General features: G+C 56.4%; 14 protein-coding genes. 8 read left to right on the top strand and 6 right to left on the bottom strand.

Annotated features, from left to right (window positions below; all coding sequences use genetic code 11):
* Positions 1-36: 36 nt before the first annotated feature.
* The 4 genes from NQ559_RS12430 (at position 37) to NQ559_RS12415 (ending at position 2,381) form a co-directional block, all read left to right on the top strand.
* Complete coding sequence (locus NQ559_RS12430; protein ID WP_244062014.1) at positions 37-1,287, top strand: DUF6047 family protein; 1,251 nt, start codon at positions 37-39, stop codon at positions 1,285-1,287.
* 122 nt (positions 1,288-1,409) lie between these two features.
* Positions 1,410-1,769, top strand: coding sequence for a hypothetical protein (locus NQ559_RS12425; RefSeq protein WP_018696915.1), 360 nt, complete (start codon positions 1,410-1,412; stop codon positions 1,767-1,769).
* Positions 1,770-1,795: 26 nt separating this feature from the next.
* Positions 1,796-2,077: a helix-turn-helix domain-containing protein gene (locus NQ559_RS12420; protein WP_015547818.1), complete on the top strand. Its 282-nt coding sequence runs from the start codon at positions 1,796-1,798 to the stop codon at positions 2,075-2,077.
* Between the two features lies 1 nt (position 2,078).
* Complete coding sequence (locus NQ559_RS12415; RefSeq protein ID WP_015547817.1) at positions 2,079-2,381, top strand: helix-turn-helix domain-containing protein; 303 nt, start codon at positions 2,079-2,081, stop codon at positions 2,379-2,381.
* Between the two features lie 42 nt (positions 2,382-2,423).
* On the opposite strand, the gene NQ559_RS12410 is transcribed toward NQ559_RS12415, so the two are convergent.
* The 5 genes from NQ559_RS12410 to ruvA form a co-directional block, all read right to left on the bottom strand.
* Complete coding sequence (locus NQ559_RS12410; protein WP_018696916.1) at positions 2,424-3,686, bottom strand: site-specific integrase; 1,263 nt, start codon at positions 3,684-3,686, stop codon at positions 2,424-2,426.
* Between the two features lie 308 nt (positions 3,687-3,994).
* On the bottom strand, positions 3,995-5,566 hold the full coding sequence (locus NQ559_RS12405; RefSeq protein ID WP_018696917.1) for an FKBP-type peptidyl-prolyl cis-trans isomerase: 1,572 nt from the start codon (positions 5,564-5,566) through the stop codon (positions 3,995-3,997).
* A gap of 27 nt (positions 5,567-5,593) precedes the next feature.
* Positions 5,594-6,244 (bottom strand): FKBP-type peptidyl-prolyl cis-trans isomerase, encoded by a 651-nt coding sequence (locus NQ559_RS12400; protein ID WP_046517951.1) that lies wholly within the window; start codon positions 6,242-6,244, stop codon positions 5,594-5,596.
* A gap of 126 nt (positions 6,245-6,370) precedes the next feature.
* Complete coding sequence (locus NQ559_RS12395; protein WP_018696919.1) at positions 6,371-6,514, bottom strand: hypothetical protein; 144 nt, start codon at positions 6,512-6,514, stop codon at positions 6,371-6,373.
* 132 nt (positions 6,515-6,646) lie between these two features.
* Positions 6,647-7,231, bottom strand: a complete 585-nt coding sequence (ruvA, locus tag NQ559_RS12390; protein ID WP_026318581.1) for a Holliday junction branch migration protein RuvA — start codon at positions 7,229-7,231, stop codon at positions 6,647-6,649.
* A 99-nt stretch (positions 7,232-7,330) separates the two neighbouring features.
* Here ruvA and NQ559_RS12385 point away from each other — a divergent pair, with 99 nt between their 5' ends.
* From NQ559_RS12385 to NQ559_RS12375, 3 genes are all read left to right on the top strand, one after another.
* Complete coding sequence (locus tag NQ559_RS12385; RefSeq protein WP_018696921.1) at positions 7,331-7,912, top strand: OmpH/Skp family outer membrane protein; 582 nt, start codon at positions 7,331-7,333, stop codon at positions 7,910-7,912.
* A 543-nt stretch (positions 7,913-8,455) separates the two neighbouring features.
* Positions 8,456-9,256 (top strand): diadenylate cyclase CdaA, encoded by an 801-nt coding sequence (gene cdaA, locus NQ559_RS12380; RefSeq protein ID WP_018696922.1) that lies wholly within the window; start codon positions 8,456-8,458, stop codon positions 9,254-9,256.
* Between the two features lie 395 nt (positions 9,257-9,651).
* Entirely contained in the window at positions 9,652-10,182 is a 531-nt protein-coding gene (locus tag NQ559_RS12375; protein ID WP_018696923.1) for a GNAT family N-acetyltransferase, read from the top strand.
* Between the two features lie 228 nt (positions 10,183-10,410).
* Here NQ559_RS12375 and NQ559_RS12370 read toward each other — a convergent pair whose 3' ends face one another.
* Positions 10,411-12,645 (bottom strand): glycoside hydrolase family 3 C-terminal domain-containing protein, encoded by a 2,235-nt coding sequence (locus tag NQ559_RS12370; RefSeq protein WP_018696925.1) that lies wholly within the window; start codon positions 12,643-12,645, stop codon positions 10,411-10,413.
* Positions 12,646-12,857: 212 nt separating this feature from the next.
* On the opposite strand from NQ559_RS12370, the gene NQ559_RS12365 reads away from it, so the two are divergent.
* The gene (locus NQ559_RS12365; protein ID WP_026318582.1) at positions 12,858-13,169 is read left to right on the top strand and encodes a hypothetical protein; all 312 of its coding nucleotides are present in this window, start codon (positions 12,858-12,860) and stop codon (positions 13,167-13,169) included.
* Positions 13,170-13,242: the final 73 nt, after the last annotated feature.

Raw genomic sequence — 13,242 nt, 5'->3', positions numbered from 1 at the left:
ATTCTGTCTTGTAAAATCCTCTGAAATTTACCGTTCATGTCCCGAATCGCAGATTTTTTAGACCGCCTCATGAGGCGCAAGGTTCCGGCGAGTGTTTTCGTTACGATGAATCCGCAGATGCAGGCCGTGCGTATCGCCGTCCGAGAAAACGGACGTCAGTCTTTCGAAGATTATATACGCGAACAGGTTGCCGCCTGCTCCCGTTCATCGGTCGTTCCCGACCACACGCTGCTGCATCTGACCTTTCCCGACAGCAAAGCGATTCCGTCGCGCCGAAGTACGACGAACGAGTATTTTTACGGGAAGCTGGCTCCGGCTTTTATCCGGCAGGATATACACCCCGAGCCGGCCGTTTCGCTCCGGGATGCGGCTTTCGCACTCTCGAAAGGTCTTTCGCCCCTCTCTCCGGCAGGGCGGCGGGAACAGCTGATGCGCGATTCCGAATACCGGAGATTTACGATGCATTGTGCCCGTACGGCGCCCGACGATGCACCGCTCTATCGGGCTGTAACCTCTTCACAGGGAACTTATCTCTTCAGCGATACGCCCAAGGGCCGGCGGGCCATGTACTGCTATATGCAATACATGACGGATCGTTTCTTCGGAATGCGGACTGATGCAGATACGCTGAAAATCTATGAATTGAAACATTTGCCGCCCCGAATCGCCGCGATGGCGGACAAGTGTATCGACAAATTCGTGAAAAGCGATCTGAAAAGCGAGTATCCGGGACTGGAGAGATCCCGATACAGTTTTACCGAGGAGAAGTGGATTCCGACATCGGTACTTTCGGAAGGCATATGTTCGGCAGCATATTCCATATCGCCGTGCTACGAGGACTTCGAGAGGTTCGTTGCCGGGAACCGGACACAGGTATCGTCAGGCAATCACGATCTCGCAACGCTGTTGTATATCGCGGAAAACGGGTACGCCGCATCTGTAGCCGACGACGGGTTGCATCGTTTCAGACATCGGGAGTTCTTCTCCGAGGTGGCGTCGAAACTCCGGGATTGCGACCGGGCGCGTATGGGAAACCGGCAATCGACGCACGACTTCGGGTACGGTGCCTTGCAGCAGCAGGCCCGTGAAATCGCAGCGGGTATTCTTCGCACGGAATACAACATTCAGAACGGGAGATTCCTGACGGAATACAAAGAGTCATCGCCGGATGCGAAACAGCATGTTTCCCTGCCCGGAACGGGCACCGTAACCAAAAGGCGGGAAACGGAACGCAGGCTGCGGCATTCCCGTCCTGTCAGCGGCAAACGTGCCGCAATAAAAATGTAACGAATATGCGGGAAGACCGGATACGAAGTATTTACCTGACGCTCGACTGAACGCTGCATGCCGTACGTTTCGCTGTCGGAACGAACGGCGAAGAGGGTTTCAGGCATCACATCTCCGAAGAGTTGAAAAAGACGACACCCGGACGGGCGCTCGAAAACCTGTTCTATCTGCAATACGATCTGCCTCCGGAAGCATCCTTCCATGCGACGACGGAAGAAGCGAAGCGGCCCGATGAACTATACATGCGGAAATTATTGCCGGAATTGACTCGTCTGAAGTTACAGCCCCGTCATGTCGTGGCGAATGACGAGGCGTATTATGCGGTGATGAAAGGCGTAATGCTCTTTACACCGGAAGCAGAAAAGCTGATGCTGACGGAGGATTACTTTTCGGCACGACGGCAAATCCGGCTGTGTGCACCGGATTTGAAACGACGAAATGAAACACGACGGCATCCGATGCCGGTGCTTAAATTATACTAAATACTAATTCATAAAACATTCGACTTATGGAAGTAACCATGATGGAACACGATGCCTATCTGGAACTGAGAAGGCGTCTGTGCGGCCTGTCGGTCGCCGTAACGGAATTGTATCGTAAGGTAGCTCCGCCCACACGGGAGAAATGGCTCAGCACGCAGGAAGTATGCGAGGCGCTGCATATCTCGCAGCGGGCTTTGCAGAATTACCGCGATCGGGGAATCATCCCATATTCCACGATAGGTTCCAAATTCTATTACCGGGAGACCGACGTCGAACGCGTCATCCGCGAAGCTCTGATCCGCAGATAGTATGTCGGACATTATTACGAAGCGATCCGAAGAGTTCAAGGAACTGACGGATTGGATGGTGCAAACCACGCGCGAGATCGAAACGGCCATGAAACATTTGCGGCCGACGATCGGTCAGGAGCATTATCTGACCGGAGATGAGATTTGCAGACGCTTCCATGTGTGCAAACGGACGTTGCAGACCTTGCGGGATACGAAAGCGATTCCCTATACGACGCTCGGCGGGAAAATCCTCTATCCCGAATCCGGTATCTTCGAGGTGCTGAAGAAAAACTACCGCGACTTCCGGCCCTGGAATAAGTAAACGAACGGCGACCAGACTGATCTGGTCGCCGTTCGTTTAGGGTTAAGCCTCTTGGGAAAGCAGCCGGGTCGTAGGCTGTGTGAGTTCATACAGATTGCCGATGCGCTGCGTAAGAAGACGTACGTCTTCCTTCATCTTGTTGGCAGTTAATTTGGCATAGATCTGAGTCGTCGTAATCTGCTTATGTCCGAGCATCTCCGAGACAGTCTCGATGGGAACGCCTTTCTCCAGCGTGACCGTCGTTCCGAACGTATGCCGACCGATGTGCGTCGATAGGTTTTTGGTAATGCCGCATTTTTGGGCAATACGTTTTATCGTTGTACACATACTTTTCCGATCTTTCACGGGAAAGACCCGCGTTTCGTCGATTTTACCCGGATACCCTCTATATCGTTCGATAAGCTCTTGCGCAATGGGCAGCAACATGATGTGATAAGGCGTACCGGTCTTCTGACGGCGATTATAGATATATTGTTCTCCCGTCGGAGTTGTTACGATATGATCGTAAGTCAGATTCTTCAGATCTATATAAGCCAGTCCGGTGAAACAACAGAAAATAAACATATCCCGCACGGCCCGCTGCCGATGATAACGCAATTCTATATTCATAAGCCGTTGTATTTCTTCGTCGGACAGGAACATGCGGGGCTTATAATCCGGAGCACATTTGAACGCCAGAAAGGGATGACGGTCTATCCAGCCTTGCTCAACGGCTACATATAAAACACACTTCAACGTCTGGGTGCGTTTGAAAGCCGTTGTCTTGCCGCAATGTCCGTCTGAGAGCATCCATGCGTAATATCTTTCGATGAACGTGACATCCAACTCCTTCAAAGTCACATCTTCCAGTTTTTTCAGAACCAGATACCGCATCAGGCAACGGCGTTCTTCCATCAGCCTATCGTAAGTACGTTGCGCTCTGTCACGTCCGATTCTCGCTTTTATAGAATCGGCATGGTAGTCGAAAGCTGCGATAAGCGTTTTATATCGGTCGCCGAAACCATGGTAAGCATTCTTGACCTTATTGGCCGTGACATACGCATCACGGTCACTGATCGACTGATAGTGTTTGGCAATTTGAGCTTTGATGTTTTCAAGCATCTGGTGAATTTCGCGCGAAAGCGTATTTCGTTGCGATTTCAGATAATTGGTTTTCTCATCCCATAGCGCCGGGTCGATATTCAACTTGCAACTGAAACCGGCTTGCGTGCCGTTAACCGTGATGCGGCCCATGACCGGAACTTTCCCGTCTTTCGAGATTTTATCCTTTTTCAGATAAAACAGAACTTTGAACGTACTTTTCATAACTCAACAATTTTTAATGTGACAAAGGTATCGGTTGTTGAGTTCTCAAGAATTACGTATATTTGCGCAAGAAATTGTAATTCAGTCGCATATATGCTATTATAAAGCAATTCGACGGGGTTACGATTTGGTAACGAAACTCCCGTCGAATTCTACTTTTAATAGCCTTTGCATCCGAAATCCGTGTAAATAACGGAATTTTAATATATTGATTTTCCGTTATTTACATTTTGCCTATTCCAATTATAAAAAAACACTCATCGTATTGGCGAAAGGACGGTTTTTCCACACCGGGCAGCGAAGCCGGATCAATCTTCCGGTTCGATGTAAAGCTGGAAAATAAGGGGCGTGAACGACGGGATCTCGGTGGTGATGGTCGTCACGGTGGTACCCGTGCTGGAACTGTCGTAGCCGTAGCCGTACATGCTGTCGTAGTAACCGCCGTAGTAGTTGCCGTAATAGCCGCCGTAGTACCCCCCGTAGTAGCCGCCGCTGCCGTAGTAGCTATTGGCGTAATTGAGGTAGTTGAGATAATCGAGGTAACTCGACGAATAACCGCTCGACCCCGAAGTGGACGAACTCGACGAGCCGCTCTTGCCCGACGAACCGTAGGCGTTGGTCGACGTGGTGATGAGCTCCGCCCACTGACCGAACTTGAGGTTGGGAATGGTATAGTAGAACGCCTGGATCATCCCGCCGCTCGACGGGGTGTAGTCGAGCGCCGTGCCCTTTTGCGCGACCTCGCCGTAGATGATCTTCTTCACCTCGTCGATGTTCGTGTCGAAGATGAACCCGTCGAGGAAACGGCCGATATACCAGATTTTGGCCGTACCGTCGAGCGTCACCGAGTCGGCTTCGAGCGCCTTGACCCCCTCGTACTTCTGGTAATCGTCGCCCTCGCCGTGGAAACGCTTTTTGAGCGCCTCGGCGATCTGCATGTCGATGTCCCTGACCGAAGCCTCGCTGACATAGGGCTCGTAGCCTACGTGGTAGGGCGCAGGGAAGGAGAGCTGATCCCGGGGCTCGGCCGGGTTGTAGCGCACGTTGACGTAGACCTGGGGGATCGAGTCGCAGGCGCTGACCCAGCGCTTGGACGTCTCGTTGTAGGGGTGTTCGGGATCCTCGGGGTCTTCCGGCACCTCCGTGGCGGGCGTGTCGTCGTCGCCCTTGCTGTAAATCTGCAGGCCGCCGTTCAGTTCGCAGAAATCATCCACATCGGTACCCTCGCGTTCGAGCGGGTTGCTGACCGTGTCGCGGATCTCCATGGTCACGATGAACGGACGTTTGGAACTGAGCGAATAACCTTCCTGCCCCTCATATCCGCCCGTACCCTCGACGCCGTTGCCGACCACCGACGAAGGCATGTAGAGCCGGATTTTCGAGCCGTAGCGCAGCGTCACCTCGGGGGAGGTGATGCCCAGCCGGTCTTTGTTATTCCGGAAATAAGTATCGCCGAGCGTCAGCGTACGGCGCATGGCCAGCCACGTCCCTTCCATCAGTCCTGAGTTTTCCGAGCCGCAGTAGCGGTAGAAAGGCACATAGTGGGTATACTTGGAGAAAGACCCGGCCAGCACGGCATCGTCGGCATTGCGCGTGAGGATGATGTTGCCGCTCAAATCGCGCCCCGAAAAATCGAAAGACACCCAGATGTCCTCGGTGTTGATCGGATCGGACGCAAGGTCGCCCGCATCGAGCAGGTCGACATAGTACAGCCCTTCGGACTGGAGGTTCTCCACCAGGTCACTGCGGTGCTGGGTCATCCATGCCTCGAGCGCCTGGTTCTCGAATTTGTCGTAAGATTCCGTTTCGTCTTTCGCGCAGGACGTCAGCACCAGAAGGCCGGCGAGCGGCACGTACAGAAAACGAGCGATAAATTTCATATATTCGGTTTGTATTTTACTCAACTTTTAATTCGCCGGTTCCACAGGGGCGTCCGCGTCGACCGGATCCACTGCGTCCACCGTAAAAAACCAGGCTATGGGACTCTCATTCGGGATAAGGCCGAAATAATCGTCGCCATAGGCCATATTGTATGTCATATACACCTCGACGGCATCGCCCTCGCGGCAACCAAGTAACGCATCGGCCAGCCCTTTTATTATGTCAGGGTGCCGCATATCCACCGTCAGCGGCTCGAACTTCCACCACTCGGTATTGAGCCCCCGCCCTTCCAGAAAACTTTTCAGGGCGGCATCGTTCGTATAATAAGGTACTGTCCAGTTGTTTTCCGAGCCCGTCGTCACGATATTCGCATAGGTGAAGACGTAGGCGCGGAACGTGATCTTCACGGTCGAGGCCGGGGTTACCTCCGGCCAGTTGACCCGGTCGGGATTGTAGATGTCGGTAATGTAGCGGTATACGGCATCGCCCGAAACCGTGTAGTAGGGCTGGTTGCTGCCTTCCTCCAGGTTCTCCTCGGCGACGAGCCGGGGTGCGTGCGTCCCGGTCAGGAAAGAGACTATCCTCTCCTTCTGCGCGGGCTGGACGTCCTCGTCGTCGGAACAGCCGGCCAGCGACACGAGCGCAGCGGATATGCATATGACAAATAGTCTTTTCATCGTCGTATTATCGTGCAAATTTACAAAAACAATCCGATTTCAAAGCATGAAACGCAAAAAAAGCCCCGGTTAGCGTGCCGGGGACAAAAAAAAGACGACCGAAGCCGTCTAAATCCCTTCCTGCCATCAGCGGTAATAGTCTTTCCGCGGGTCTTTGAGCCGCTGGAGCCGCCGCTGCTTCAGCACGTAGATACCTATCGCTACGGCGACGGCACCACAGACGATGCAGAGCAAGAGGATAATAAATCCGAGTGGGAGCGCCTCTTCCATTTACAGAGCATGCAAGTTTAACAAAATATTGCGGTGTATAAAATACGATGCCGCAAATGTATAGCAAATAATCTGCCCGGCCAAATTGTGGGGGGGGGAATTTTTACACTTTTATTGATTAAAAAAGCTTTTTCATAGGATTTTTAAGGCCATCCGCACCAGATCCTCGACCGAAACAGCCGGATTATCGCGCAAGATGCCGCGCAGGGCCTTCTCGGCGGGGGCCTTGGCGAATCCCAGCATGACCAGCGCCGAAAGCGCCTCGTCGAGCGATTCCCCGCCCGCAGACGGCATCGCCGGGGTATCGCCCTCGGCCAGTCCGGTGAGTTTGCCGCTCAGCTCGACGATGATTTTCTGGGCGGTTTTCAGCCCCAGTCCCTTGACGTTTTTGAGCAGCACGGCATTGCCCGAGGTGATGATCCCCTGCAGTTCACGCGGCGAATAGGTCGAAAGGATCATGCGCGCCGTATTGCCTCCCACGCCCGAAACGCTGATCAGATGGCGGAAAAATTCGCGTTCGACTTTCGTTGCGAAACCATACAGGATCTGGGCATCTTCACGCACGATGTAGTGCACGTATAAACGGGCGTTTTGCGCATGCTCGACGGCCGAAAATGTTTCGAGCGAGATATGGAGGTAGTAACCGACACCTCCGGCGTCGATGACCGCATAGGCCGGGGTCGCCTCGGCGACCGTTCCGCTGATGTATTCGTACATGAAATTCAAAATTTACAAGGCGTGGGGCAAAAATAAAGATTTTTTTTTACCTTTGTGGTTCAAAAGCCGAATATTTAACTAAAACAGATAAAAAACGACATGAAAAAAATGCTTTTTACGGCGCTCGTTGCGGCTTGCGCCATGACAGCCTGCGGTACGAAGACCACCGAGACGGCCACCGCCGAGGAGGTTGCCCGCGAAGTCGGATCAAGCGATATCGCTTATGTGCAGGTTGAAGCCGTGCTGGCACAATGCGACCTTTTCCTGAACGAGGGCGCAGCCCTGCAGGAAAAGACCCAGAAAGCACAGAAAAGCTGGGCCCAGAAAGAGCAGAACCTGCAGGCCGAAGCCGCCCAGCTGCAAGAAAAATACCAGAAAGGGCTGATTACCACCAACGATGCACAGGCCCAGCAGCAGAGCATCGAAAAGCGCGTGGCTTCGTACCAGAGTTCCGCACAGAAAGAAGCCCAGGCGCTCGACGAAGAGAACTACGTGTTCACCAACCGTGCGCAGGATCTGTTGCACCGCGCCGTGCAGGAGATCAACGGCGACAAGAAATACAAGCTCATCATCAACGCCACGGCACTGATCGACGCCGATTCGACGCTCAACATCACGCCCGCCGTGCTTGCGAAGGTCAACGAGCTCTACGCAGCGGACAAGAAAGCCGCCAAGAAATAAGGGAGCGTGCATATTGCACCCTGGCCGAGCCGTCCCTTTTCGGGGCGGCTTTTTTTTCGGACGGCGGCGCGTCCACGGGGCCCCGGAAGACAGCGTACCGCGCCGGGCAGCGGGCAGAAGCAGGCACAGCCGGCAACGGGCGGACGACAGGTACCCCAAGCGGAGGGCGGCAGGCCGCGAAGGACAGAGGACAGCAGGCAGAAGCGGGCACCGCGGGTAACAGGCGGACGGCAATCGCAGGCAACAGGCTGACAGCGGGTACCGCAAGCGGAGGGCATCAGGCCGCGGAGGAGAAAGGGCAACAAACGACGGCTACCGCAGGCAACAGACGGCGGATCGCAAGCAACTGGGGACGGCGGGTATCGCAAGCGGAGGGCGGCAGGCCGCGGAGGACAGAGGACAACAGGCAGCGGAGGATACTGCGGGCAACAGACAGCGGGTACTGCTGGCGGCGGGCAACCGGGAGACATAATCGCGGCGCAGAAGCGGAATGTCCGTAATTTTTTATACATTTGCAGGAAAACTAACAGCAACACACAAGCAATGGGTTTCGTTCCGTTCACATTCGTCGATTTCATAGACATCATCCTGGTCGCCGTGATCATGTACTGGATCTACCGCATGACCAAAGGCACCAACGCGCCCTATATCCTCTCGGGGATCATCGCCATCTACCTGCTGTGGGTGGTGGTGCGGACGCTCAACATGGAACTGCTGTCGACGATACTCGGACAGCTGATCTCGGTCGGGGCCATTGCGCTGATCATCGTATTCCAACCCGAACTGCGGCGGTTCCTGCAGGTGATCGGGATGCGCCAGAAGCACTTCAATTTCATCACCCGCATCTTCTCGACGGGTGACGACACGGTGCAGACCAACGTCGTGCCGATCGTCACGGCCTGCCGCGAAATGTCGGAAACGAAAACCGGTGCGCTGATCGTCATCGGCCAGCAGAGCGACCTGCGGCTGATCGCCGAGGGCGGCATCGCCCTCGACGCCAAGGTTTCGACGTCGTTGTTAAAAAACATATTTTTCAAGAACGCCCCCCTGCACGACGGCGCCGTACTGATCGAAGGCGACCGCATCGTGGCTGCAAAGTGCATCCTGCCGGTGACGCAGAGCGACGTCCCGAAATCCTACGGCACACGCCACCGCGCCGCGATCGGCATGAGCGAAATCTCGGACGCAATCATCATCGTCGTCTCGGAGGAGACGGGCGGCATCTCGATTGCGCAGGGCGGGGAGCTCCGCCGCAACATCGACCCCGTGCGTCTGCAGCAGACCCTGCAACGCTATCTGACGATCAACACCCGCAAGCGCTCGAAAAAAGAGGTGGCCGAGTAAGGCCGGAGCCAGGAAAAACCGGGGAAGGGCGATAGTTTCAAGGAACGGCATCGGGCAGACGACGGTCGGGTAACGGAAGCCGGGTGACAGCAGCCCGATGACGGCCAGCCGGACGGCAGAGACCGGAAACCACGGCGGCATGACGGCCAACGGAGGACGGCGATCTGTAACAGCCGGCTGATGACGGCGACTGGGTTAAGACGACCGGGTAACGGCAAGCAGATAACGGCAACCGAAAACCAATCGCTTAAGGACAGCGACGGATGGCGGCCAGCAGATGACGGCGACCGGACAACACGGCAAAATCCCGGGCGGAACCAAAGCTCAGGTTCACGGCTTGCGGCAGACCCCGCATCCATTCGAAACGCAACATTCACACGATAAAAATTAAAACCATGATTTTTCCCGCACAGACTTCCCGCCTCCTACTGCGCGCATGGAGGGAGGATGATTTCGACGCATTTGCGGCCATGAACGCAGACCCGCGCGTAATGGAGTATTTCCCCGCCCCGCTGACCCGGGAAGAGTCGGCAACATTCTTCGGGCATATCCGCGAAGAGTTCCAAACGGAAGGGTTCGGGCTTTACGCCGTGGAAAGGATTTCGGACGGGTTGCTGCTCGGCTACACAGGGCTGCACCGCGTGACGTTCGACGGACTGTGCGGCCAGATCGAGGTTATCTGGCGGCTGCGTGCCGACGCCTGGGGCAACGGCTACGCCCCGGAAGCCGCACAGGCGTGCCTTACGCTCGCGGCAAAACTCGGCATCGAGGAGGCGATAGCCTTCACCGCCGTCACCAACCGGCGCTCGCAGCGGGTCATGCAAAAAATCGGCATGGAGTGCGTGGGCCAGTTCAACCACCCTACCCTGCCGGAAGGACATCCCCTGCGGAGGCATGTGCTTTACTGGATCGGAATCAAGGGATAGATTCCGTTAACGGGCAGGCCCGCAGTCGCATTGCGGCGGAATACCCCGGGGCTGCTGATGCCGGCAACGACAACCCCCGCAAACTCGATGGTTTGCGGGGGTTGTTGCCATTCCGGGCAGAGGGAAACGCGCCCCAGGGAGGTCTTGCCCGCGGGAAAGCGGCCGCCGCCTTTCCGCTGCACGCATTCATTCCGCAGCGCCGGTTCCGCGACGCCCACGCAGCGGGGATTATTTCAGCACGAAATCGACAGTTCCGCGGATGTCGTCCGACGCGGCGCCGACATAAGCGGTGAATTCACCGGGTTCAGCGACCCAGGCCCCTTTCGCATCGTCGTAACAGGCGAGCATCCCGGGGTCGATTTCGAACGTGACGGTTCGGCTCTGGCCGGGCGCGAGGTGTACCTTTTCGAAGCCCTTGAGCTCCTTCACGGGGCGCGGCAGCGACGAGAGTTTGTCGCCGATATAAAGCTGCACAACCTCGGCGCCGGCACGTCCGCCCGTATTGGTCACGTCGGCAGAGACCCGGAGCCTGCCCGTCGTTGCAAGCGACGTGCGATCCGCCTGCACGTTGGCAATGTCGAACGTCGTATAACTCAGGCCGTGGCCGAAGGCGAACAGGGGTTCGATCCGCTCCTTCTCGATCCAGCGGTAACCGACGAAGATCCCGTCGCGGTAGACGACCTGCCCGTCGCCGGGATACTCCCCGGCGGAGTGGGCGCTGCAATCCTCCAGACGTACCGGGAAGGTGAAGGGCAGTTTACCCGAAGGGTTGACGGCACCGAACAGTACGGCGGCCAGCGCATTGCCGGCCTCGGAGCCCGAATACCAGGCCTCCAGTACGGCGGGCACGCGGTCGATCCACGGCATCGCCACGGCATTGCCCGAGACGATCGCCACGGCCAGGTTGGGGTTGGCTTCGGCCAAAGCCCCGATCACGGCATCCTGTCCGTAAGGCAGCCCGAGTTGCAAACGGTCGGCGCCTTCGGAATCCTGATGGTCGCCCTTGTTCAGGCCGCCGATAAACACCACGGCATCCACCTTGCGGGCTGCGGCGATGGCATCGGCGAGGAGCTGAGCCCCGGAGCGTCCTTCCGAGAGATCCTGTCCGGTCACAACCCCGTTGTAGTCGCCCGTCACGTCGCCGACGTAACCGCGCTCGTAGAGCACCTCGGCCTTGTCGCCGACGGCCGCACGGATGCCCTCCAGGGGGGTACACTCGTGTTTCACCTTAAGCGACGAGGAACCGCCGCCGACGGTCATCATCTTCACGGCGTTCTCGCCCACGACAAGCAGTTTCTTCGTTTTCGAAAGGTCGACCGGCAGCACCCCGCCGTCGTTCTTGAGCAGCACCATACCCTCGCCCGCGATGCGGCGTGCGGCGGCATTATGCTCCGGCGAGCAGAGCGACCCGAAGGGTTTGCGGCTGTTCATCGCCGTGCGGAAGATCAGGCGCAGCACGCGGCGGGCCTTGTCGTCGAGCTCCCCAGTACCCACCTCGCCCCTGCGGAGCAGTTCGAGGTAGGGATTCGCCAGGTAGTAATTGCCGTAGGCATTGGTCGCGCCCCAGTTCAGGCCGTCCGTCCATGTGCCGAACTCCATGTCGAGCCCCTTGAAGATGGCCTCGCGCGTATCGTGCACGCCGCCCCAGTCGGAGATGACCACGCCGTCGAACGCCCAGTCGCGCTTGAGGATGTCGTTCAGCAGGTATTGGTTGTGGCAGCAATGCTCGCCCTTGTATTTATTGTAGGCGCCCATGATGGCCCAGGCACCGCCCTCTTGCACCGCAGCCTTGAAGGCCGGGAGGTAGATCTCGTGCAGGGCACGGTCGTCGACCACCACGTCGACCTCATGGCGCCGCAGCTCCTGGTTGTTCACGGCAAAGTGCTTCACGCAGGCGGCAACCCCGTTCTGCTGTACCCCCTGCACGTAAGGCACGACCATGCGGGCCGACAGGAAGGGGTCTTCGCCCATATACTCGAAGTTGCGCCCGTTCAGGGGCGTACGGTAGATATTGACCCCGGGGCCCAGCAGCACGTCCTTATCCCGGTAACGCGCCTCCTCGCCGATGGATTTGCCGTAGAGGGCCGACATTTCGGGGTTCCACGTCGCGGCGAGGCACGTCAGCGCGGGGAATGCCGTGCACGAGTCGTTCGTCCAGCCGGCCTGATCCCACTCGTCCCACAAGACCTCGGGGCGGATGCCGTGCGGGCCGTCGGTGCACCACACTTCGGGGATGCCCAGCCGCGGGACGCCCGCCGACGAGAATTTAGACTGCGCATGCAGCAACCCGACCTTCTCTTCGAGCGTCATCCGCGAAAGAGCGTCCTCGACACGCTTTTCAAGCGGCTGCGACTCGTCCAGATAGACGGCCACATCGCCCCGGGATTGCTGGACGCCCGTGCAGGCGACCGCCGCGAGGGCGCACAATGCGGCAACGCCCTTTACATAAGTTTTGGCTTTCATTCGAAAATATATTTAAAATAAATCTGCATATACATATATTTTTTTAATCAATCACTTGGAACAACAAAGATAAAAATTATTTTAAGACCCGACAAAAATAAAGTTATTTCTTTACAGACAGAACCATTAAAGGCATTAATTAGGATCCGAGACGGACACAGCAGGAAGAGGATTCGGAGGGGTGGAACGCGGAGAGGAGGACACGGAAAGGGATGCCCGAAAAAGAGGTTCAGGAAGGAGGCTCGGAGAGGATGCAGGACGGGGTGCAGGAAGAGGATACCCGTGGAAGGAGGCTCAGAAAGGATGCAGGAAGAGCCGCAGGAAAAGAACAGCAGAAAAGGAGGGTCGGAGAGGATCGCAAAAAAGAACGAAATGAAGGAACGCACGTGAACAAGCTGTGCCGGAAACAAGAAGTACAGGCCGGAAGGACAAAGCCAGAAAAGCAGGGGCATAAAAGGACGGAGGGACTAAGGACAGGAACAGACAGGAACAGACAGGAACAGACAGGAATAAAACAGGGATAAACAGGGATAAACAGGGGACGGAAGGACGGAAAAATTAAAGGCAGAGGCAGAGGAGAGGGGCTGGACGGGGCAG

This window comes from Alistipes onderdonkii (assembly GCF_025145285.1).
GTDB classification, from domain to species: Bacteria; Bacteroidota; Bacteroidia; order Bacteroidales; family Rikenellaceae; genus Alistipes; species Alistipes onderdonkii.
Note: the sequence above shows the minus strand (reverse complement) of the source record. Positions and strands in the feature narration are given on the sequence as shown.